Annotated in this window: 17 protein-coding genes; 14 read left to right on the plus strand and 3 right to left on the minus strand. The window is 37.5% G+C overall.

The window, feature by feature from the left end; all coding sequences use genetic code 11:
* Nucleotides 1-350: 350 nt before the first annotated feature.
* Nucleotides 351-1,559 (minus strand): porin, encoded by a 1,209-nt coding sequence (locus tag NRL14_RS17060; protein ID WP_306725199.1) that lies wholly within the window; start codon nt 1,557-1,559, stop codon nt 351-353.
* 637 nt (nt 1,560-2,196) lie between these two features.
* On the opposite strand from NRL14_RS17060, the gene NRL14_RS17065 reads away from it, so the two are divergent.
* The 5 genes from NRL14_RS17065 (at nt 2,197) to NRL14_RS17085 (ending at nt 9,478) form a co-directional block, all read left to right on the plus strand.
* Nucleotides 2,197-3,786 carry an ABC-F family ATPase gene (locus tag NRL14_RS17065; RefSeq protein WP_096794111.1) on the plus strand — a complete coding sequence of 530 codons (1,590 nt, stop codon included), beginning with the start codon at nt 2,197-2,199 and terminating at the stop codon, nt 3,784-3,786.
* Between the two features lie 151 nt (nt 3,787-3,937).
* Entirely contained in the window at nt 3,938-4,420 is a 483-nt protein-coding gene (purE, locus tag NRL14_RS17070; RefSeq protein WP_002962540.1) for a 5-(carboxyamino)imidazole ribonucleotide mutase, read from the plus strand.
* Nucleotides 4,421-4,422: 2 nt separating this feature from the next.
* A complete protein-coding gene (locus NRL14_RS17075) occupies nt 4,423-5,574 on the plus strand; it encodes a 5-(carboxyamino)imidazole ribonucleotide synthase (RefSeq protein ID WP_149605294.1) in 1,152 nt (383 codons plus the stop codon).
* A gap of 112 nt (nt 5,575-5,686) precedes the next feature.
* Nucleotides 5,687-6,850, plus strand: coding sequence for an endonuclease/exonuclease/phosphatase family protein (locus NRL14_RS17080; RefSeq protein WP_306725200.1), 1,164 nt, complete (start codon nt 5,687-5,689; stop codon nt 6,848-6,850).
* Between the two features lie 123 nt (nt 6,851-6,973).
* Entirely contained in the window at nt 6,974-9,478 is a 2,505-nt protein-coding gene (locus NRL14_RS17085; RefSeq protein WP_306725201.1) for a prolyl oligopeptidase family serine peptidase, read from the plus strand.
* 88 nt (nt 9,479-9,566) lie between these two features.
* Here NRL14_RS17085 and rrtA read toward each other — a convergent pair whose 3' ends face one another.
* A complete protein-coding gene (rrtA, locus tag NRL14_RS17090) occupies nt 9,567-10,196 on the minus strand; it encodes a rhombosortase (protein ID WP_008135163.1) in 630 nt (209 codons plus the stop codon).
* A gap of 64 nt (nt 10,197-10,260) precedes the next feature.
* On the opposite strand from rrtA, the gene ggt reads away from it, so the two are divergent.
* The 3 genes from ggt to NRL14_RS17105 all read left to right on the plus strand — a co-directional run bounded on the left by ggt (nt 10,261) and on the right by NRL14_RS17105 (nt 14,749).
* Nucleotides 10,261-12,033: a gamma-glutamyltransferase gene (ggt, locus tag NRL14_RS17095; RefSeq protein WP_306725202.1), complete on the plus strand. Its 1,773-nt coding sequence runs from the start codon at nt 10,261-10,263 to the stop codon at nt 12,031-12,033.
* A 141-nt stretch (nt 12,034-12,174) separates the two neighbouring features.
* Nucleotides 12,175-13,869, plus strand: a complete 1,695-nt coding sequence (locus NRL14_RS17100) for an NAD-dependent malic enzyme (protein ID WP_007377162.1) — start codon at nt 12,175-12,177, stop codon at nt 13,867-13,869.
* Nucleotides 13,870-14,023: 154 nt separating this feature from the next.
* On the plus strand, nt 14,024-14,749 hold the full coding sequence (locus tag NRL14_RS17105) for an SIMPL domain-containing protein (RefSeq protein WP_149605288.1): 726 nt from the start codon (nt 14,024-14,026) through the stop codon (nt 14,747-14,749).
* A 134-nt stretch (nt 14,750-14,883) separates the two neighbouring features.
* On the opposite strand, the gene NRL14_RS17110 is transcribed toward NRL14_RS17105, so the two are convergent.
* Complete coding sequence (locus NRL14_RS17110) at nt 14,884-16,230, minus strand: DUF2254 domain-containing protein (RefSeq protein WP_306725203.1); 1,347 nt, start codon at nt 16,228-16,230, stop codon at nt 14,884-14,886.
* Between the two features lie 152 nt (nt 16,231-16,382).
* Here NRL14_RS17110 and NRL14_RS17115 point away from each other — a divergent pair, with 152 nt between their 5' ends.
* The 6 genes from NRL14_RS17115 (at nt 16,383) to NRL14_RS17140 (ending at nt 23,123) form a co-directional block, all read left to right on the plus strand.
* On the plus strand, nt 16,383-16,754 hold the full coding sequence (locus tag NRL14_RS17115) for an MAPEG family protein (protein ID WP_306725204.1): 372 nt from the start codon (nt 16,383-16,385) through the stop codon (nt 16,752-16,754).
* Between the two features lie 14 nt (nt 16,755-16,768).
* Nucleotides 16,769-17,401: a sulfotransferase gene (locus NRL14_RS17120; RefSeq protein WP_306725205.1), complete on the plus strand. Its 633-nt coding sequence runs from the start codon at nt 16,769-16,771 to the stop codon at nt 17,399-17,401.
* Nucleotides 17,402-17,449: 48 nt separating this feature from the next.
* Nucleotides 17,450-18,022: a tRNA-(ms[2]io[6]A)-hydroxylase gene (locus NRL14_RS17125; RefSeq protein ID WP_007377157.1), complete on the plus strand. Its 573-nt coding sequence runs from the start codon at nt 17,450-17,452 to the stop codon at nt 18,020-18,022.
* Between the two features lie 398 nt (nt 18,023-18,420).
* The gene (locus NRL14_RS17130; RefSeq protein ID WP_007377156.1) at nt 18,421-18,867 is read left to right on the plus strand and encodes a response regulator; all 447 of its coding nucleotides are present in this window, start codon (nt 18,421-18,423) and stop codon (nt 18,865-18,867) included.
* 421 nt (nt 18,868-19,288) lie between these two features.
* Nucleotides 19,289-20,113: an alpha/beta fold hydrolase gene (locus NRL14_RS17135; RefSeq protein WP_306725206.1), complete on the plus strand. Its 825-nt coding sequence runs from the start codon at nt 19,289-19,291 to the stop codon at nt 20,111-20,113.
* Between the two features lie 964 nt (nt 20,114-21,077).
* On the plus strand, nt 21,078-23,123 hold the full coding sequence (locus NRL14_RS17140; protein ID WP_306725207.1) for an ATP-dependent endonuclease: 2,046 nt from the start codon (nt 21,078-21,080) through the stop codon (nt 23,121-23,123).
* The last annotated feature ends 9 nt before the right edge of the window (nt 23,124-23,132 follow it).

The raw sequence follows: 23,132 nt of genomic DNA on the forward strand, positions 1-23,132 counted from the left end.
AATAAAGTTAAATTATAAAAAGTAATCAAAGAGGTAGTCAAAATAATAAAGCCTGCGGTAACTACATCCACTAAAAATATAAATGCCGAGTGTGGACTATGAGTGATTAATTAAAGTTTTCCTCGCTCATTGTAATGAGCAGCAAAACGGTAAACGTAAAAAATAGGGGCATCGTGAATGGTGCTATTACAAATTAAAAAAGCAGATAGCAATGCGGCTGTTAATATATTTGTTTAAATAGCCTTAAATGCAAAATTCAGTATTGAAAAAAGTATGGCTGAATAAAAAAAGCCCAGTTAAAAAAGTTAAAAGGGCTAAAAGGGTTGTGCTTAGGGAAGTTATAGTCTTTTTTAAAACTTATATCTAAAACCAAATGCTATACCGTCATCTTCCGACTGCTCCATTTGTGCTTGTTGATCGTCGTTATCGCTTTCAAAGTCGCTAAAGTCTTTACGCGCTTCTACGTAGGCAATAGTGTCTTCGTCAATTAAGTAGTGAAGGCCAATAACAGCAAACTGACGTTTAAATATATCGTCTGGGTCGGCGTTAAAGTTTGGCTGAATTACGTAATCATCACCGGCATCAAACACGTTGTAGGCAATAAAAGGGCGAAAATCGTTATCAAAGCGGTATGATGCAAATGTTTCTACACCGATTGCGTCTTTAATTAAGCGACCAATGTTATCTGTGTCGTGGTTTTTGTTTTTATTTACGTTGGCTGCAACGTATAGGCCGGGCTCATCAATGTTGCCCCACATAATACCTGCACCATAAATTAAATCTTCAACATTACGAGTAGAACCATCGCCAAACGTTAAATCAAACTCACCACGGTTAACACCTGCTGTAAGTGTTAGCATGTTAGTTGGGGTATAAGTTACAGACGCACCAAATGTGTAATTAAATTCAACTTCTTGGGCTGCACTATCGCCAGAGTTCCATAGCGCTTCACATTCTTCTTCTGAAATGTCGGTTACGTCACAGGTATAGAATTCGCTGTTCTTAAGCTGCGCTTGTACTGCAAAACTAAAATCGTTATAGCGATTGCGGTACTGCACTAATTTATCTCCACGGCCAGTGCCATTAACAGCGCCATCGTCTTTGTTATAGGTGTAAACACCAGCCGCATTACCATCCCATACAAAGCTATTATTTGTGCCGTTAACCACGTCATACCATGCACCCCATTGTTTACCAATAGTTAGTTGCCCGTACTTTTCGTGCGAAAGGCCTGCGTAACCTAAACGGTTATACAAAAACTCGTCCTGAATAGACTCAAAACGATTGTTATAAATAATATCACTGCTGCCAACAGGGTTTACACCCCATTCCACGAGTGCAAGGGCAGTCCAGTCTTTCTTAAGCTTTCGGGTAAATCCAAAGTTGATGCGCGAAGTACCGTTAACAACTTCGGTTTCGTTTTGTGTATTAATTACACGTACATCAAGATATCCACCTACTTCAACAGTGTTTTTATCATCTTTGTATAACTCTACTGCCGAAACAGCGGGTGCGAATACAATACTTGCGCTAATAAGTGTTGCTAATTTTTTGCTCATCTTGTGTGTTGCCCTGTGTAAATTGGTCAGTTTTTTACGTAGGTAAAAATTCAGATTCGAAGACTAACAAAGCAATAAACGGCTCAAAAGTGAAAAATACTCAATAAAATTAATCGTTAAACTTAACGGATATTCACTAAAGGTTAATTTTGTTTTTCAGGTGTTGCAAAAGTTTATGTTTTTAATGATTTGATAGGTAAATAGGATGAGGAATTAGCGATGTGTAAAAATTGTAATTTGAATTAATTTCATCTTGGTTAAAAAGTAGTAACTAGTGTAAAAGCTCTAAAAGTACTTTATTTTCATAAATATAACTTTTTATTATTATAGGGTGAACAAAAATGAGTTAAGTAGACACACAAACACGTTAAAAGTGTTTTTACTCTAATTTGTATCGTAATTTCTAATCTCTTATGCCTGTTTATAAAACATACTTTATGGATTTTAATTAGAATAAGTTGAATAAAAATTAACGAAACCATTAAATCTAATCCGTTATTTTTACTACTAACTACATAGCCATAATAAATGGCTAAAACGCAGTGGTTTGCTTTTAAACTTTCATAGAAAAACAGGCCATTTTGGTTTAAACTGCGCGCAATTTAAATACATCATTACTCCTTTGGAGGGTAGCGCTATTATTAGTACAGCTAATGTCACCATGCAATTTGGTGCTAAACCATTATTTGAAAATATCTCAGCAAAATTTGGCGATGGTAACCGTTACGGTTTAATCGGTGCAAATGGTTGTGGTAAATCAACATTTATGAAGATTCTAAGTGGTGAGCTCGAAGCGTCTTCAGGTAATGTAAGTACTGATCCAAATGAACGTGTTGCTAAACTAAACCAAGACCAGTTTGCCTACGAAGAATACTCAGTAATTGATACTGTGATCATGGGTCACAAAGAGCTGTGGAAAATAAAACAAGAACGTGACCGTATTTACTCTTTACCAGAAATGAGTGAAGAAGACGGTATGAAAGTAGCCGATCTTGAAACTGAGTTTGCTGAAATGGATGGTTACTCTGCTGAATCTAAAGCAGGCGAGCTTCTATTAGGCGTAGGTATTGGCACTGACCAACATTTTGGCCCTATGTCAGAAATTGCACCTGGTTTTAAACTTCGCGTGCTACTTGCACAGGTGTTGTTTTCAGACCCAGATATAATGCTACTTGATGAGCCTACCAATAACTTGGATATTTACACCATCAAGTGGTTAGAAGACGTGTTAAACCAACGCGACTGTACCATGATAATCATCTCGCATGACCGTCACTTTTTAAACTCTGTGTGTACTCACATGGCCGATATTGACTACGGTGAGCTACGGATTTACTCAGGTAACTACGACGAATACATGTTTGCAGCAACGCAAGCACGTGAGCAGCTACTTAGCGAAAACGCGAAGAAGAAAAACCAAATTGCTGAACTTCAACAGTTTGTTTCTCGATTCTCTGCTAACGCATCTAAAGCTAAGCAAGCAACATCGCGCGCTAAACGTATCGACAAAATTCAGTTAGACGAAGTTAAAGCATCTTCACGTCAAACGCCATTTATTCGTTTCGACCAAGAAAAGCAGTTATTCAGAAACGCGCTTGAAATGACGAACCTAACACAAGGTTTTGACGACAATACGTTGTTTTCTGGACTTGAAGGTTTAGTAGAAGTTGGCGAACGCATTGCTATTATTGGTGAAAATGGTGTTGGTAAAACAACATTACTTAATACATTAGCAGGGCGCTTAGCGCCTAAAGCTGGTGAGTTTAAGTTTTCTGAAAACGCGAACATTGGTTACTACGCACAAGATCACGCTGATGAGTTTGCAACCGACATGAACTTGTTTCAGTGGATGGAACAATGGCAACAAGAAGGCGACGACGAGCAAGTGGTTCGTAGCTTTTTAGGCCGTATGTTATTCTCTCAAAACGATATTAAAAAATCAGTTAAAGTAATTTCAGGTGGTGAGCAAGGCCGCATGCTGTTTGGTAAAATTATGATGCATAAACCAAACATATTGCTAATGGATGAGCCAACCAACCACATGGATATGGAATCTATTGAAGCGCTTAACTTAGCCCTTGAAGCTTATGAAGGTACATTGATGTTTGTCTCGCACGACCGTCAGTTTGTATCATCGGTTGCGACCCGAATTTGGGAAGTTAAAGACGGTAAAGTTATCGACTTTAGAGGCAACTACGCAGAATACCTAGCGAGTAAAGAAGCTTAATTAGCTATTTACCCGTTAACTCTAAAAAGCCATGTTTAAACATGGCTTTTTTTGTTTTTGTGAGTCGCAATTAAACTTGGTTTGGGTATAATACCCGCCTAAAACCGGACATAAGTCCGCTATTTTTAAAATACATTACTGAGGAGTATTTATGACTGTTGGCATTATTATGGGTTCTAAATCAGATTGGCCAACCATGGAACATGCAGCACTTATGCTAGAGCATTTTGGTATTAAGTACGAAACCAAAGTCGTGTCTGCACACCGCACTCCTCAATTACTTGCTGATTACGCAAGTTCAGCCGCAGAACGTGGTATTAAAGTTATTATTGCTGGCGCTGGCGGCGCAGCGCATTTACCAGGTATGGCAGCTGCTTTTACGTCGCTTCCTGTACTTGGCGTGCCTGTAAAATCAAAAGCATTAAATGGTGTTGATTCACTTTTATCTATTTGCCAAATGCCTAAAGGCGTTGCAGTAGGTACGCTAGCAATTGGTGAGCCGGGCGCAGCAAACGCGGGGTTATTAGCTGCACAAATTTTAGGATGTCAAAATCCAGAAATTTTTGCAAAAATTGAAGCGTTTCGTAAAGCGCAAACCGACACTATATTAGCTAATCCAAACCCTGCAGAGTAATAATGAATATTTTAATATTAGGTGCAGGGCAACTTGCACGTATGATGAGCCTTGCCGGCGCGCCGCTTAATTTAAACGTTGTGGCGTACGATGTAGGCAGCAAGCAAATTAAGCACCCACTAACAGGCGATGTTTATAGCACGTCGCTTGAGCAAGCTATATCAAACGCTGATGCCATTACTGCCGAGTTTGAGCATATTCCTGATGACGTACTAACACTTTGCTGTAACAGCAATAAGTTTTACCCAGGTAAAGCTGCAATTAAAACCGGTGGCGATCGCTCGCTTGAAAAAGCATTGCTTGATAAAACAAACGTAACTTGTGCGCCGTACCAATTAATTACTGAAAAAGCGCATTTAGAGCTTGCCGTTAAAACCCTAGGTAAACCACTTGTAATTAAAACATGCCAAGCGGGTTACGATGGAAAAGGCCAATGGCGTTTAAAATCGGATGATCAAATAGACGAAATTTGGTCACAAATGGCTGATTTTATTGCATCAGGCACGCAGCTTGCGCCACATACGATAATTGCTGAAAAAATGATCCCGTTTGATCGTGAAGTATCTATTATTGGTGCGCGCGACAAACACGGTAATGTTGCTATTTATCCGCTAACAGAAAACGAGCACACCAATGGTGTATTGACGCTCTCTATTGCCGGTAAAAATAATCAAAATGTTGAAGCTCAAGCAAACAATGCATTTACAAAAATAGCAAACGAGCTTAACTACGTTGGCGTATTGGCTATAGAGTTTTTTGATGTTCAAGGCACATTACTCGTTAACGAAATTGCACCGCGCGTACATAACTCTGGCCACTGGACGCAACAAGGTTGCCATTGCTCCCAGTTTGAAAACCACATGCGTGCTGTTGCAGGTTTACCGCTTGGTAATACAGAACTTAAACACGTTACAGCAATGATTAATGTATTAGGACAATCAAGTATACCGAGTGAAATTTTACATATAGCGAATGTTACAAGTCATTGGTACGGAAAAACAGCAAAGCCAGGGCGTAAAATGGGCCATATAAATGTATCGGCTACAAATATAAATGAACTCGCCGATAAGCTTGGCGAACTTTCAGAATACCTACCTGAACAAGAGTACCCTGGTATTTTAAAAGCAGCTGCCAATTTAGTACTCAGTGAATAGTTATTATACCTTGATATAAATACCGGCTTAAGCCGGTATTTTTTTGTCATAAAAATGGGCTTTGAATATGTAATACTGTTAAAGTCTAATTTTAAATTTGTGAAGTAAAACAATGAAACTAAAAACAATATCTGGCGTGCTAGCCATTACTGCATTATTTAGCTTAAATACATTTGCATCAGACTCTCTTCGTGTTGCTACTTTTAATGTAAGTATGGATGCAACTAATCACACACCTAAAGGCGTGCAAGTTAAAAGTGATGCCTTAGTTAACTCACTTAAAGCAAACCACCAGCAAATTAAGAACATAGCGGAAATTATTCAGCGTGTTCGCCCTGATATTATTTTACTTAACGAATTTGATTACATCCCAAAAGAGCAGGGCACTGAATACTTTAATAAACATTATTTAAATGTAGGTCAGCAAGAACAAGCCGCTATTAACTATCCTTACTCTTATATAGCCCCAGTAAATACAGGCCTAGCCACCGAGTTTGATTTAGATAATGATGGCAAAAAAAATGGCGTGATGGGCGATGCACAAGGCTTTGGCTTTTTTGAAGGGCATTATGGTATGGCTATTTTGTCAAAATACCCAATCGATTTTGATAAAGTAAGAACCCTTCAAACTTTTAAATATAAAGACATGCCAAATGCACAAATGCCTGTAATGCCTAAAACAGGTGAAAATTGGTATAACGCACAAGAATGGCAAACACTTAGACTCAGTTCTAAATCGTTTTGGGATTTACCTATTAGCGTAAATGACAAAACCATTCATGTTATTGCATCTCACCCAACACCGCCTGTATTTGACGGTGAAGAGGACAGAAACGGCAAACGTAACCACGATGAAGTAAGGTTAATTGCAGATTACGTTTCAAATGCTAAGTATATTTACGACGATAAAGGCGAAAAAGGCGGTTTAAAAGCTCGCTCTCGTTTTGTTATTTTAGGTGATTTAAACGCAGCCCCAGAGGGCGATAAAGCCCGTACAAATACCACCGACCAATTACTTAAAAACCCATTAATAAATGCTCACTTTGTTCCAAAAAGTGAAGGTGCTAAAGAGCAGTATGATATGCCTTATGCACAAAATTACAGTGCTAATTGGCAAGCCCGTGTTGATTACGTTTTACCGTCAAACTATGGCTTAAAAATTAAGGACGGTGGGGTGTTTTGGCCAACTAAAACCAGTAATGAATACCGTTTAATTAAAGACAGAAACGCATCAAGCGATCATCGACTGGTGTGGCTTGATTTAGTAATTGAATAACGTCTATTACAATTAGTAAACTGAGCTTTACCCTGTTTAATGGCTATTTATCTTAAATAATTGCAATAACTTGAGTGCTTCTGCTTAAATACGGCCTAATTATAATAACCGTATAGAAGCACTATGATTTTTAATTTTTCTTCATCTAAAACATTAGTGGCCTTAGCCGTTGCCTCAAGTATCATGCTTGCAGGTTGTAGCGCTACCGCTAACACCTCTTCAACACAGCAAAGTGCTTTACCAGCAACCAAGGTTGCTGCGGTTGTAAACACACCAGCAGATATCGGCTCACAAAAAATAACGCTAGAACAAGCAATGGCCGATCCCGATTGGATGGGTAATCAGCCAGAGAGCGCTTATTGGGCAAGCGATTCAGCTACTATTATTTATGCTCAAAAAGAGCAAGGTAATACATTACGCAATTTATTTAGCCAATCTGTTAACAGCCAAACAGCAGAGCAGGTAGCACTTAATAAACTTCATACTGTGGGTTCAAATAAAGCTGTTTATTCTAAAAATAAAACAATGGCGGCTTACACATTTAAAGGTAATGTGTTTGTTAAAAACCTAAAAACCGGTGAACTTAAACAAATTACAGCGACATCAACAAGTGAGTCTAAACCACAATTTTTAAACAATGGTGATTTAGTTTACCGCCAAGGTAATGTGTTTTTTAGAGTTGATTTAAAAACAGGTTTAACGAGCGAGCTTGCTAACTTAAAACTTGCTGATGAGCCTAAAGGCATTGAAGAGCCAAGCACGTATATTGCTAAAGAGCAGCATAAACTGATTAAATTTGTGGCGCTTCAGCAAAAAAATAAAAAAGATAAGCAAGCACGTAGTGAGCAAATTAATGAACAAAACGATTCAATTGCTAACACGGCTTACTACTTAGGTGACGGTAATAAAGTTGCAGAGGCACAGCTTTCACCAAATGGTGATGCGTTATTAGTCGTAGTTAAAGAAAAAACTGATTGGCGCGCAGATGGCGATATTATGCCAAATTACATCACTAATGATGCAACCATTGAACCTAAAAAAGCACGCCGCCGTGTAGCTGACGCTAAAGAAGAAACCTCACAGCTTGTCTACATCAATTTAACTAACAAAGAGCAAACATCACTTAGCTTTAATACCTTACCAGGTTTTGATGAAGATGTTTTAGCCGCAGTTAAAAAAGAAAATTATGCACGTGATGGTAAAACATATAAGTCTAAAAAGGCGCCTCGTGGCATTAACGTTATTATGGACTGGGGTTTTGAGCAAAGCCCAATAGTATGGAACGACGACGGCTCACAAGTGGCTGTCATGCTTGAAGCGTGGGACAACAAAGATCGCTGGCTTGCTACCGTTGATTTTAAAAACAACAAACTTGTGTCGCAACATCGCCTACATGACGATGCATGGATTGCTTACGCATTTAACGACTTTGGTTGGTTACATAACTCAAACACGCTTTATTACCTTTCAGAAGAATCTGGTTACAGCCAGCTTTATAAAAAGCCAGTCAATGGTAGTGCAACTGCGCTTACACAAGGCCAATTTGAGGTTTCTAACTTAACGCTTACCAGCGACGACAGCGCAATTTATTACAAAGCGAATGTTGAACACCCAGGCCTGTACGAAATTTACCGTGTTAACCCGCAAACCGGTAAGAGTGAGCAAGTTACTGATTTAAACGGCATGACCAATTACACGTTAAGCCCTGATGAAACCAAGTTACTCCTTAAGCACTCTACTATTACCATGCCTAATGAGCTTTATGTAGCAGACGCTAAAGCCAATGCAAAAGCAACGCGCTTAACGCATACAGTGTCGGATGAGTTTTTAGCTAAAAAACTAACTGCACCTAAAATTGTTGCCGTGCCATCGAGCCATACTGAACAACCTATATACGCAAAAGTATACTACCCAGCTGATTACGTTGAAGGTGAAGTAGGTAAAAATCGCAAAGCGGTTATTTTTAACCACGGCGCGGGTTACTTGCAAAACTCACATATGGGGTTTTCGGTTTATTTTCGTGAATTTATGTTTCATTCATTGCTCGCTGATGAAGGTTATATAGTAATGGATATGGATTACCGCGCATCTAAAGGCTACGGGCGTGATTGGCGTACTGCGATTTATCGTCAAATGGGCACACCTGAAACACAAGATTTAGCCGATGGCGTTAAATGGATGGCGCAAAATGCCAACGTTGATACCAAAGCAGTCGGTACTTATGGTGGCTCTTATGGCGGCTTTATGACCTTTATGGCATTGTTTACTGCGCCTGAGTTATTTCAATCAGGTGCGGCACTACGCCCTGTTACCGATTGGGCACATTACAACACAGGTTACACGGCTAATATATTAAACCATCCTGATGTTGACCCGATTGCGTATGAACGCAGCTCGCCAATTTATTACGCTGAGGGTTTAAACAAACGTTTACTCATTAATGCCCCCATGGTTGACGATAACGTGTTTTTTCAAGACTCAGTGCGTTTAGTACAGCGCTTAATAGAGCTTGAAAAACAAAACTTTGAAACAGCTATATTTCCTGTTGAACCACATGGTTTTGTACAGCCTTCAAGTTGGTTAGACGAATACCGCCGTATTTATAAGTTATTTAAAGAAACGCTTTAATCTTTACGCTTAAATTATAAAAACAAAAACGCCGCATTGGTTGACTAAACTAATGCGGCATTTTTATTGGATTAAACAAAATCTAACTTTATTTTTTCTTTTTAAGGTTCTTTTTAAAGAACTCTATAACCAGTGGTATGGCAAGCAGAGTCCCGCCAATAACACCAATTAAATGTGCATCAATAGCTACAGTTGAGTTAATAAGCTTTCCTATATCAGCATTAGGGCCGCTAAATTGCTCAAACGCTATTTTAATCCATACGCCTATAAATAATAAATACCCCGACTTAAGCCCTACAGTTATATCTTTAACTGCCCCCCAAATAATTACGCCATGCAGCAGAGCACTTAATCCGGTATAAATATGTATGCTTGGGCAAAACCAATACACGCCAAGTCCACACCACAGTGCCAGCGCACTTATATTAACGGCGTAACGAGTAGGTGATGTGTATTCGCCATGCAGTAACCAAATTAATAAAACACCACTGGCATTTAATCCCAAATGAGCCCAATTAGCATGAACAAATTGGCTAGAAAAAATTCGCCACAGTTCGCCTTGATTAATTAGCTCTCGGTTAAATTCAAGTAAATTATTTAAATCAAATGCAGCAAAAATGGTACTAAAAAGCAGCAGAATAATAGGCGGTAATATATAACGAGGTTGAATAGGTAAATTAAGCATTTTATTGTAATTTTTTAGTATAAATTTTTGCATATTGTGCCCGTTTAACTTTAAGATGCCAATTACCTTATCGTTATTAAGTGTTTTTAGACTTTTTATGCATTTTAAACTTAACTCATTATTTGCTATTGGACTGTGCGCAATAACATTGCCTTCTTTTGCACAGCAACCGATAGAAACTCGCGAACCAGAAGCAGCAACGGGCCTTAGTCACAAGCAAGTTGTGGTAGGTGACAAGTACATGGTTGCAGCGGCAAATCCGTATGCTTCAAGAGCCGGTCAACAAATTTTAGCCCAAGGCGGCAGTGCCGTTGACGCTGCAATAGCAACTCAACTAGTGCTTACTTTAGTTGAACCGCAATCCTCTGGTATTGGCGGTGGTACATTTATGATGTATTACAACAAAGCTAACAATAAATTGACTAGTTTTGATGGCCGCGAAACCGCACCTGCAAATGCAGATGAAACGCTGTTTTTAGATAAACACGGTAAAGCCGTTAAATGGATTGAAGCCGTTGTAGGCGGACGCTCTGTTGGTGTACCCGGTATTTTACATGCCTTTGCAAGTGCGCATAAACAATACGGTATATTGCCATGGGAAGCGCTTTTTAAACCCGCTATTGAACTTGCTGAGCAAGGCTTTGTAGTTTCGCCGCGTTTACATGGCTTATTAGCCCGCCAGTTAAACCCCGGTGTAATGAGCATGCCGATAATCAACGAATACTTTTACCCAAATGGTAAACTGATTGAAGCGGGCACAATTAAAAAGAATCAACCGCTTGCAGATTTATACAAAGACATTGCAAAGCAAGGCATTGATGCATTTTACAAAGGCGAAAACGCTAAACAAATAGTTAATGCTGTACAGCGCTCTAAAATTGCCCCAGGCAAATTAAGCGTACAAGACTTAGCAGATTACAAAAGCAAAGAACGCGATGCGGTATGTATACAATACCGTGCCTATAACGTGTGTTCTATGGCGCCACCAAGCAGTGGCGGTGTTGCGGTACTGCAAATGCTAGGCTTACTTGAACATAAAGATATGAGCGCACTTAAGCCAAACGGCGAAAAGGCGATTCATTACTTTAGCCAAGCTTCGCGCATAGCATTTGCCGATCGCGATATGTACATGGGCGATCCCGATTTCACCCAAGTACCTACAAAAGAGCTCCTAAACAAAGATTACATTGCCTCGCGCGCTAAATTAATTACAGAAACAGATCAAAAAGCCATAGCTGGTAATCCTGTAGGGTACTTAAGTTATGCAATGGATGATTCATACGAATTACCTTCTACCTCACACGTATCTGTTGTAGATTGTAAAGGCAATGCCGTTTCGATGACCAGTTCAATTGAAATGGCGTTTGGCTCTACGGTTATGGTTAATGGTTTTATTTTAAATAACCAACTAACTGACTTTTCGCTTTCGCCACGTAAAAACGGCAAGCTTGTAGCAAACCGTGTAGAGGCTGGTAAACGCCCGCGTAGCTCTATGTCACCAGTAATGGTATTTAACAAAGATGGCAGCTTACGTTTAGTTGTGGGTTCTCCTGGTGGTAGTCGCATTATTGATTATGTTGCGCAAGTGGTTGTTGGCGTTATTGACTGGAACTTATCAGCGCAAGACGCTATAAACTTACCACGTACAACAAATCGTAACGATTACACCAGCCTTGAAAAAGGCACAACGCTTGAAGCTATTGCACCTTTGCTTGCTAAACGCGGACACAATGTACGTGTTCTCGATTTGAACTCAGGCTTACATGCCGTTGAAATTAAAAATAACAAATTGTATGGCGGCGCCGATCCGCGCCGTGAAGGTGTTGCATTATCTGATTTAACTGATAATCACGTCACTATCAAATTTTAATTTATGTATAATACACTTGCAGGCAGTGCGGCTTGCAAGTGTTTTTCTCAATGGTCTGACCAACTTAATTGTCATTGCAATTAAACTTCTAACAATGATAATGACAGATCATAACTTAAGACTCCGTTAAAGCTTGGAAATATGACAACAAATACTGATCCTAACTACTTATATATTCATCATTCTGGCCCTGGCCTAATTGAAACGCCGCTATTAAACAAAGGCAGTGCCTTTAGTAAAAAAGAACGCGAAAATTTCAATCTTGCTGGTTTACTTCCTCCACGCTTTGAAACAATTGAAGAGCAAGTGGAGCGTTGTTATCAGCAGTATTCTAGCTTTACCGAAAATTTGAATAAGCACATTTACCTGCGTGCAATCCAAGATAACAACGAAACACTGTACTACCGTTTAGTGCGTGACCATCTTGAAGAGATGATGCCTATTATTTACACGCCTACAGTTGGCGACGCTTGTGAAAAGTTTTCAGACATTTATCGCAGTGCACGTGGCTTATTTATTTCGTACGAAGACCGTTTTCAAATTGATGACATTTTACGCAACGCTACCAAAGGTAAAGTAAAAGTTATTGTTGTTACCGATGGCGAACGTATTTTAGGCCTAGGCGATCAGGGTATTGGTGGCATGGGTATCCCAATTGGTAAATTGTCACTTTACACAGCGTGTGGTGGTATAAGCCCAGCATACACATTACCTGTAATGCTTGATGTAGGTACTAATAACGAAAAGCTTTTGAACGATCCTATGTATATGGGCGCACGCCATAAGCGTATTGCTCAAGACGAATACGATGAGTTTTTAGATTTATTCATTAAAGCGGTTAAACGTCGCTGGCCAAATGTATTGCTGCAGTTTGAGGATTTTGCACAGCCAAATGCAATGCCATTACTTAAGCGCTACCGCAATGAAATTTGTAGCTTTAATGATGATATTCAAGGTACGGCGGCTGTAACGGTTGGTTCTTTACTTGCTGCGTGTCGCGTTAAAAATTCAACACTGAGCCAACAAAAAGTGGTATTTGTTGGTGCTGGTTCTGCTGGTTGTGGTATTGCTGAGCAAATTATTAGCCAAATGGTTTTTGAAGGCATTACAGAAGCACAAGCGCGTAGCCAAGTATTTATGGTTGACCGTTTTGGCTTGCTTAGTGAAGGTATGGAAGGCTTACGCGACTTCCAACAAGCACTTGCACAACCTAAAGGCTCGTTAAGTGATTGGACTTACAGCGGTGAATACGCATCACTTCTTGATGTGATGCACTGTGCAGAACCTGATATTTTAATTGGTGTTTCAGGCCAACCAGGTTTATTTACCGAGCAGGTAATTCGTGCAATGCACGCAGGTTGTGAGCAACCTATTATTTTCCCATTAAGTAACCCATCTAAGCAGGTAGAAGCATACCCAGAAGATGTAATTAAATGGACAGATGGTAAAGCGCTTGTTGCAACCGGTAGCCCATTTGCACCCGTTGAGTACAATGGCGAAACGTTCCCAATTCCACAATGTAACAACAGTTATATATTCCCAGGTATTGGCTTAGGGGTTATTGCCGCTAAAGCAACGCGTATTACGGATGCAATGTTAAGTGTGTCTAGTGAAATGCTTGCAGAGTCGTCGCCGCGTGCCAATACAGGTAAAGGTAGTTTGTTACCTGCGCTTACTGAAATTGAAACGCTAAGTAAACGTATTGCATTTGCTATTGCTAAAAAAGCGATTGAAGAAGGTGTTGCACTTGAGATCACTGATGATGCTTTATGGGCCGCAATAGACAAAAATTACTGGTTACCAAAATACCGTAACTATAAGCGTTGTAGTGTTTAATTAGATTTATACGTAATTAAAAATAAATAACGTTGTAGGCACAGTTACAATGCTTAACAAAAAACAGGCAAATGCCTGTTTTTTTGTGCTTGTTCATATTTAATTAACCGCGTACGGTGTTTACTGGGTTTAACAAAATTAAAGGATCGACTTAATGAAAACTCTTACCCTTGTTTTAGGTAGCGCGCTGGCTTTAAATGTACTTAGCTTTGATGCACTTGCTGCAGCTACTCCCGATGCCCCTCATATTTACGTAAAGGGCGAAGCCACTCTTACCACAATGCCGGATTACGTACAGCTTAGTGTAGGTATTACCGAAGTTGATAAGGACTTAATTGCAGCTAAAAATAAAACCGATTTAACCATCGCTAAAGCAATTAAGCTCGTAAAAGAAGTAGGGGTTAGAGAAGGTGATATAAATGCTGGGCAAATTTCAATAAACCGTGATAGTCAATATAACCGCACAACCGGTAATCAAGACTTTAAAGGCTTCAAAGTTTCTCGCACATTAACAGTAAAACTCAACGATATAAATAAATACCCAGAGTTACTACAAAGCTTAGTTAACAACGGAATTAACGAAATTAACCAAACGCAATTTTTAGCAAGTAACTACAACGAACTACATAAAAAAGCGCAAAAATTAGCAATAAAAGATGCACGCGATGCAGCAAAAGAGTTTAGTGAAGATTATGGCGTTGATTTAAAAGGTTTGTATAGCGCATCACTAAGCCCACTCAATGTGCAATCACAGCCTTATATGCGTGCAGAAAAAGTAATGATGGCTGATAGCGCACCAAGTAATTATGTACCTGATGCCTACCATGCCGGAGAGATTAAAGTAACAGCCTCAAGCTATGCTGTGTACTACATAGATTAAAATATAGGTTCTTCCTAGGGACGATTAACTCTATGTTGCTCGGTTTTTACTTAGCCCACTAGGTTACAAACCTCGTGCCGCGATTTAATCGCCCCTAGATTGAACAAATTTCAATCTAAATAATTCAACACGCCCTAGTGGTGCTCAAAACGTGCCACCAACTTCTCACCTTGCTCTTCGCTAATGCGGGCAATTGCATTGAGCATATTAGTTATTTCTCTCCTGTCGTATTCATTTGTGACATGTTCATTGATGTCATCAACAATCGCATTTAAATAATTAAACAAGCTGTTTCGTGCATCAGTGTCTTTGTGTGCAATAAACAAAATGTTTTTAAACGCCTCAAGCACGTTTGTCATTACGTATGCATCGCCTTTTGCGTAATTACGAAGCGGCGTAAAGTTGTCATGTAATAATTCGTCAAAGCTTGTTTCATGAAGGTATAGCAATGGGGCATTGTCACTGTGCTTAAACGAGTAGTTAATATCGTTAATTGAAAGCCTTTGAATAAGTAAAATGCTCAGCATATCAATTGATTTAACCGCAGTACCTGGATCGTTTATGCCTGGGCTCATTGCTTTAACCGCAATTTCTGATATTTGCGTCAACCCATAACGATAATGATCGCTAATGTATTCTTCTATATAAAAAATAAAGCAGTCGAGAATTTTATTTATCAGCTCTTCATCGTTTGCTATATCTTTATTACATTTTAAAAACGGGTAACCTTTAACGGTAAAATAACCTTGGTTAACAGAGATATATACCTTTATATCTTGCTCTGCCAAAATGGCACACAGCTTATCGGTATGTACGCCTTTATAATATCCCTCTGTTTTACTGACAACAGAGTGCCACTTGCTAAAGTCTGGAAAGTCTTCAACTGGGTTATCTGATTGCCTTTGTATTATTGTTTTAATTTCGTTTTTAGTTTGGCTAAATAAGCCATTTAATACGTTATCAACCTGGATCGCACGAGATATTGAATGTATAAAAAATACAAATAAACCTAATGAAATCAAGCCAAAAATAAGTGCGAACAACACACCAATTGAAGGAATTGCCGTACTGCCACCATCAAGCTTATTAATATTTATAAGCATAATAATTGAGTAAATTATGCTGCCTAAATAAAAACCCAAAACCATTTGGTGTGATTTACGCGTAATAAGCCCTGGCACTACGCGAGGCGATAAACTCGCACTGGCCGAATTTAAAACAACCATTACCATCGAAAAACTAAACACGGTAAGCGAAATAATACTGCCTGCTAAAGTGCTTAAAATAGTACGCGCGTTTTCGGCGCTATCAACAAGTACAACCGATATAAACGATTTTAGCTGCTCAATAGGGGCTAAATATTCAACCGACATAGTTATAATGGCAAATACTAAAAAGCCCACTGAAAGCATCGAAGGGTAAAAGCCAATACTGTTAATCATTTCACGGTAACTGTCGGCTACTTTGCGAGGTACAAACATAAAATCCTTATGTAATTTTCTACTTACTTAATACCCTTAGCTTAGCATAGGCATTTATTAAACTTCTGATAATGCTGCTCAAATTTATATGTTATTATCACGCCCACAATAATAAAGCGCATGCTTATGCGATAAAATAACAGGAAAACGCCATGATCATTTCAACTTATGCTGCATTACTTGCATTGTTTTACATTTATTTGAGCTTTAACGTAATAAAAGTGCGCCGAGCGGAGCAGATATCACTTGGTGATAATGGTAACGCAACGCTGCAACGTGCTGTGCGTGCCCATGCTAACTTTATGGAGTACGTGCCAATTGCTTTAATTTTACTTTTTTTGGCAGAATACCAAGGGCTTGCTAGCCATTACTGTCATATATTAGGTGGTGCGTTATTAATAGGGCGTGTGTTTCAAAATATAGGCATAGTAGAAAAAAACCTGAAATATCGCCAAATTGGTACTATTGCGACATTTTTAGTGATTATTGTTAGCGCCTTTTTATTGCTAGTAACACGTGGCTAATTAAAGAAAAGTTAATGAGCAAAATATTTATAATAGGTTTACCGCGTACCGGCACAACCAGTGTGTGCCACGCATTTTTAGAGCTTGGTATTACAACGGCGCATACCGCGTATACTAATGCTTGCTTTGAAAATGCCAGCGCAATTGCCGACACTCCCATATTTAACGATTTTAAAGCGCTTGATATTCATTATCCAAACTCTAAGTTTATTTATTTAGAGCGCGAATTGAGTGCGTGGCTTGCATCAATAAAGCAGCTTTTAACGCGTATGCACACTAATTTAACACGCGGCGACGGGGGCTTTAATATTCATATAAAACGCTGTTATTTAAACACATTTAGTGAGCTTTCGCTTAATAATATTAGCAACGATAGTTACTTAACTCACTGCTATAAAACACATTTTAATGACGCTCAAACGTACTTTAATAACCGCGACAACGATTTTTTATCCATTGATATAGCAAAACCAGAAAGCTACAAAAAGTTATGCAACTTTTTAGCATTAAAAAGTGATAAAACTGATTTTGAAAAAATGAATATGGGCGGTAAAGTCACCGCATGGAACGATATTAAACACCCGTTAAAAGTTGAATCTACGGCTAAAGGGCGCATAGATAAATTACTGCCTTACAAGATTTTTTAAATCAAATACGTTAAAATCCCCCGCATTATTATTTAAGTTGTACAGAACATGTTTGAATTAAAATATCACACCCCATTTGAATGGACCGAAGTTGTCCTTGCTGACTTTAATACTTTTTTACAAGATCACGCTGCTGCAGAAAAAAAAGCATCGGGTATGGCTATGTCTATGCTTTCGCATTACCCAGACAAACGTAAATTAGTAAAAGCTATGACCGACTTAGCGCTAGAAGAATTAATACATTTTAAACAAGTACTTAAATTACTTTTAGAGCGTGATGTAAACTTAGGCGATGACAAAAAAGATCCGTATATAAAACAAATTCGTGCACTGTTTAGACATGGTCGTGATGGTTTTTTAATGGACCGATTACTGGTTGGCGGTGTAATTGAAGCAAGAGGGCACGAGCGTTTTTCTTTAGTTGCACAAGCACTTCCTGAGGGTAAAGAAAAAGACTTTTATGTTGCTATCGCTAAATCAGAAGAAAAGCATAAAAATCTTTTTGTTGAACTTGCTTACGAGTACTTCGAAAAAGAGGAAGTGGATATACGTTTAGAAGAATTGCTTATAGCTGAAGCAAAAATCTGTGAAAGCATCCCGTTCACGGCAGCACTGCATTAAAACTATTTTAGTTAAACTGTAAAACATAGATAATCAAGTCTGTGTTTTACTTCCTATACAGTAAAAACACCCGCCTTTCTGAACCTCACGGATAACAGCTTAATAAAATTAATTTTGCATCGCAATTTGCTAATCACAATTAAAAATCTTATTGAGCAGTAAATAAGTTACTAATTTTAAACATAAATTACTTGGGCCAATAATTGCTTTATATAAAGAACAGTGGTTATATATTATTAAGTAAATTCTTCAAGCTGCCGATATATACCTACATAGTAAGTAATTAATTTTATATAAGTTACAAACTCAAAAAATACTAGGAGTAAATTATCGCTGCCATTAAATATTTTAAATCATCAAGTAAAGAACCACTAGTATTAGCCAATAGAGTAATATCAATGTCATCAGAAAGTAATGTTAAAGAGTTTGTAAAACCAAAGCCAGCTAATAAAGCGATGCCGAATAACATTTCCTCCATAACACAAAGCCAAAATAAACTTATCAATGTATTGTTGGTAGATGACGATCTTTTAATTGAGATTGTTATAAAAAAAATGCTTGAAGATGAATGTTTTAACGTTGATTTTGCTTCAAGTGCGGCAGAAGCACTTATTATGGTTTCACAAAATAATTATGACATTATTTTAATGGATATAATTATGCCTGAATTTACGGGCACAGATGCGATGCTAAAAATAAGAAAGCACATTGATAAAACCACAACAAAAATTATTGCACATACTTTTAGTGAAAATAAATATATTAATTTAGGTTTTGATGGCCAATTATTAAAACCAGTTAAAAAAAATGTGCTTATTGAAAATATTAAATCCTTATTGGACTGATTTATAAAAAACAGTAGGGCGGTTCACTGTTTTTATCTATAGCTTACTAAAAACTTAAATTTTAATTTTCAAAGCGCTAATATTTATTTAGCGCTTTTGTGTATATTAAACCTTTAATTTATTTAAACTTGTAAAAATCCTTTAATAACAATAATTACTTCAAATTATTCCTTCAAAGTATTAGCAACTTCGCTTTTGTAATTGTTGCAAATATAAGAGCAAACGTTTCCTCTATAATAATAAAAACAAATAAACTTACTTAGCCTTAAGCCCAGGTATCGCAAGGGTTTGACTTTAAATTATTATAATTTTTTAATAACTAATAAATGCTCATCTTGGGATGGAATTTACTTTATAAGGCTATATTCCAATTTTATAGTTTAATAAACATTATAATTTTTTAAATTAACGAGGCACAAGCATGAGCAAAACACAGTACGTTACAGTAGAAGGTCATCAAATTGCTTATCAAGAAATGGGACAAGGAACACCTTTATTATTGATACACGGAATACCAACCAATAAATTTTTATGGCGAAATGTGATGCCAAAACTTGCATCAAAATATCGGGTAATAGCACCAGATTTACTTAACTTTGGTGAATCTGATATGCCAATTAACACTGATGTATCTATAAATGCGCAATGTAGAATAATGTGTAAGTTTATGGAAGAACTCGGTATTTCTAAAGTTAATATTGCTGCACATGATATTGGTGGTGGTGTTGCTCAATTAATTGCTGTAAATCATCCGGAAAAAGTAAACGGGTTGGTTTTAATTGATAGTGTATGTTTTGATTCTTGGCCAATACCAGAATTTGAACCTTTGCTAGAACCAGGTGTGGAAGAAAAAGCAACGGTAGCCGAATTTGTGGATACATTAAGAGATTTCATGCCCAAAGGCGTTTATGACTCAAGCGTGATGACTGAAGAGTTGATGAAAATATACTTAACACCATGGAGTAATGAAAAAGGAAAAGCCGCTTTATTTAGTAACATGCGTAGGCTCAATAAAGAATATACCGAAGCTATTACAGGCGATCTTAAAAGCTTACCTCATGAAACACTCATAATATGGGGTAAAGGAGACGAGTTTCAAAAGCCAAAGTATGCACCAATGTTAGAAGAAGCAATTCCAAATTCGTCATTGGTTTGGATAGATAAAGCCGCACATTGGGTTATTGATGAACATCCAGATAAAGTGTCTGAGCTCATTGAAGAGTTTATGAAAGACAAAATGTTTTAACATTTTTATTTGGTTTTGCTTTGTTTTGTTTTGTTTAAGGTATTAATAAATAAAGCTTTAGCATATAAACCAAGATACTAAGCATTTTTAATAAAAGACTCATAAAATACCGTTTGATTGCAATAACCATCAAACGGTATTTTTTATAGAGACACATTTCCATTATCCACTAGTAATAACCAAAAAAACACAGTTCAACGTTAAATAATGAAGCGCAGTTATGTTGATTAAATTTATTAGTGGCCAATTTAACATAATTAAAATGGCCGCTAAAATCATTCATAGCTAATTAATTTTTACAACCAACCCCATGCCTTGTTACTTGCTTAAGTTTAATAACTTAATTTATACAACAGGTTAGCTTATTATTTGAAATGGGTGTCATGCTAACTCTCACAAGATAAAGCAACCGATTGGTTATGGACTTATAATAATGAACGCCCTAACATGGGCATAGGTGGCATTACACCCATACAAAAACTGGAAACGTTAAACAACGGAAACTCTACAGATAGCCTCCATTAAAAATGGGGGGATTACCCGCCCACGCTATAAAAACAACGTTACCTGTAATACCTCATAATCAGATTATGAGGAAACATTCCTCTTTTTCACATCATAAAACAGCCTATCCCAAGAATAATACTTATAATTGGCAATAGCTTACTGAATCTGCTATTAATATACATTCATAAAATAAGGACATTATCGCGTGAAAATAAGGCAAATGTCCTCTGATTAAACTGTTGAGGCTGTAGAATTACTCAAAAGTTGAAAGTAACGGATAATTTTTGTGTTCACACAGCCCGTAAAATTCACTTTCTAGTTGATTATTCCCTCAGATTTTACGTAGCAACGCAATTTGAGGCTAAATGTTTAATAAATTCTGAGGCTGTTTTTTCTAAAATAGAAATTCTACAGTCTCGTTAGGCGAACCTAGAGTTTGCATCACAAGGACGTTGATATGAAAATACTTAAATTACACATCGAAAACTTTAGATCTTATAAAAATGAAACAATTTCATTTGAAAATTATAATTGTTTTATCGGAGCAAATAGCTCAGGGAAATCAACAGCACTAAATGCATTAAATTTGTTCTTCAGAGAAAATAAAAATACACAAACTGATTTAATTAAATTAACAGAAGACGACTTTCATCATAAAAATACGGAAGAGCCAATAAGAATAACCGTTACTTTTGGTGAGCTAACTGATGCAGCAAAAGATGATTTATCTGCATATATACGTCAAGATGAACTTACAATTACAGCTGAAGCTACATTTGATGAGAGTACTGGTTTTGCTAGCGTGAAGCAGTATGGTCAACGTAAAGTTATTTCTGACTTTTCACCATGGTTTTCAGCAGCTAAAAATGGCGAAAAAGTTCCCGAATTAAAAAAGATATATGCTTCGATTAAATCACAAAATAACTATGCAAAATTACCAAATATAGTTACTAAAGGTGGAATGGAGGATGCACTAAGAAGTTTTGAAGAAGCAAACTCGGCTCTTTGTACACCTATGCCTAGTGAAGACCAGTTTTATGGTGCAACTAAAGGAGCAAACCGTTTAGCATCACACATACAATGGGTATTCATACCTGCGACAAAAGATATTTCAACAGAAGGTGAGGAAAGTAAAAATTCAGCTTTAACTATTCTTCTTGAGAGAACTGTACGGGCAAAGGTTAACTTTGATGATGATGTAACTAAAATTTATGATGATGCTAAAGAAGCTTATCAAAAAATGCTAGATGCTCAACAAGGAGTATTATCTTCAGTATCTTCTTCAATTGAAAAACGCTTACAAATTTGGTCAAAACCAGATATTAAAGCTAGAGTGAAATGGAATTATGACGACCAAAAAACGATCAAGGTAGAGGATCCCGCAGCTCAAGTATTAATTGGAGATAATGGGTATGAAGGTGAGTTAGCTCGATTTGGGCATGGAATGCAGCGTTCATATATTTTTGCATTGCTTCAAGAGCTTGTAGGGATGGTTGATTCTGCTAGCCCTACTTTATTAATGGCGATTGAGGAACCTGAACTCTACCAACACCCTCCACAAATGAAGTATCTAGCTGAAACTCTTTTTAAACTTGCAAATGAAAACTCACAAATAGTTTTATGCTCACATAGTCCATATTTTGTCCCATCAGATAACATAACGGCATTAAGAATAGTTAGAGAATCAGGTTTACCTAGTGAAACGTTAGTGTCTCAGGTGTCATATACCGATATTTCAACCAAGTTAAGTACCGTAGAAACAAAGCCTACTTCACCTTCAGCGCTTGTTGCAAAAGTTAGTCCTGCTTTAAGTCCTGAGCTTAATGAGATGTTCTTTTCACAAAAGGTCATTTTTGTTGAAGGTATAGAAGATGTTTCAATTTTAACTACTTATCTTCATTTAATGGGGAAGTACGATGAATTTAGAAGACAAGGTTGTCACATAGTTCCTGTTCATGGAAAAAGTGAGATTATTCGTCCGTTGTGTATTGCTCAGTTATTGAAAATACCTGTATTTGTTTTAATAGACGGCGATGCTAATAAACAAGCGGAATACGACTCAATTAAAGATGACCAAGATGCAGCTAAAGTGAGAAAGTCAGCCCATTTACTTTCTGAAATAGGAAAACATAAAAAAGATAATGCTTCTATTTTGAAGCTTTGTGAGCAAAGCGACCTACTTAATTGGCCAACAGAAGAACATGTTTTCTTTCCAAACATTACCATTTGGAAAAGTAATATTACGGATACCTTAATATCTGAATTAGGCGACAAGTGGGATGATCACAAAAACAAAGCTTCTGAAAAATATGGACGAGCCAAAGGTTTAAACAAAAACCCACTTGCAGTATCTGATGCTTTAGAGTCTGCTTGGAATGATAACCTAAAATCATCATCCTTAATAAAAATGATTGAAATCATGCTTGGATTAACTACTCCGGAAATAGGAGAAACCAGTAAATTATCTTCTCATAATGAACTAAATGACGACATTTATCAGTGATAGGAACAA

The sequence above is a fragment of the Pseudoalteromonas sp. 20-92 genome (assembly GCF_030847595.1).
Classification (GTDB): domain Bacteria; phylum Pseudomonadota; class Gammaproteobacteria; order Enterobacterales; family Alteromonadaceae; genus Pseudoalteromonas; species Pseudoalteromonas fuliginea.

Coding starts and splice junctions, on each gene's coding strand:
- NRL14_RS17060 (WP_306725199.1), bottom strand. CDS start 1,559: ATGAGCAAAAAATTAGCAACACTTATTAGCGCAAGTATTGTATTCGCA.
- purE (WP_002962540.1), top strand. CDS start 3,938: ATGACTGTTGGCATTATTATGGGTTCTAAATCAGATTGGCCAACCATG.
- NRL14_RS17075 (WP_149605294.1), top strand. CDS start 4,423: ATGAATATTTTAATATTAGGTGCAGGGCAACTTGCACGTATGATGAGC.
- NRL14_RS17080 (WP_306725200.1), top strand. CDS start 5,687: ATGAAACTAAAAACAATATCTGGCGTGCTAGCCATTACTGCATTATTT.
- NRL14_RS17085 (WP_306725201.1), top strand. CDS start 6,974: ATGATTTTTAATTTTTCTTCATCTAAAACATTAGTGGCCTTAGCCGTT.
- rrtA (WP_008135163.1), bottom strand. CDS start 10,196: ATGCAAAAATTTATACTAAAAAATTACAATAAAATGCTTAATTTACCT.
- ggt (WP_306725202.1), top strand. CDS start 10,261: ATGCATTTTAAACTTAACTCATTATTTGCTATTGGACTGTGCGCAATA.
- NRL14_RS17100 (WP_007377162.1), top strand. CDS start 12,175: ATGACAACAAATACTGATCCTAACTACTTATATATTCATCATTCTGGC.
- NRL14_RS17105 (WP_149605288.1), top strand. CDS start 14,024: ATGAAAACTCTTACCCTTGTTTTAGGTAGCGCGCTGGCTTTAAATGTA.
- NRL14_RS17110 (WP_306725203.1), bottom strand. CDS start 16,230: ATGTTTGTACCTCGCAAAGTAGCCGACAGTTACCGTGAAATGATTAAC.
- NRL14_RS17115 (WP_306725204.1), top strand. CDS start 16,383: ATGATCATTTCAACTTATGCTGCATTACTTGCATTGTTTTACATTTAT.
- NRL14_RS17120 (WP_306725205.1), top strand. CDS start 16,769: ATGAGCAAAATATTTATAATAGGTTTACCGCGTACCGGCACAACCAGT.
- NRL14_RS17125 (WP_007377157.1), top strand. CDS start 17,450: ATGTTTGAATTAAAATATCACACCCCATTTGAATGGACCGAAGTTGTC.
- NRL14_RS17130 (WP_007377156.1), top strand. CDS start 18,421: ATGTCATCAGAAAGTAATGTTAAAGAGTTTGTAAAACCAAAGCCAGCT.
- NRL14_RS17135 (WP_306725206.1), top strand. CDS start 19,289: ATGAGCAAAACACAGTACGTTACAGTAGAAGGTCATCAAATTGCTTAT.
- NRL14_RS17140 (WP_306725207.1), top strand. CDS start 21,078: ATGAAAATACTTAAATTACACATCGAAAACTTTAGATCTTATAAAAAT.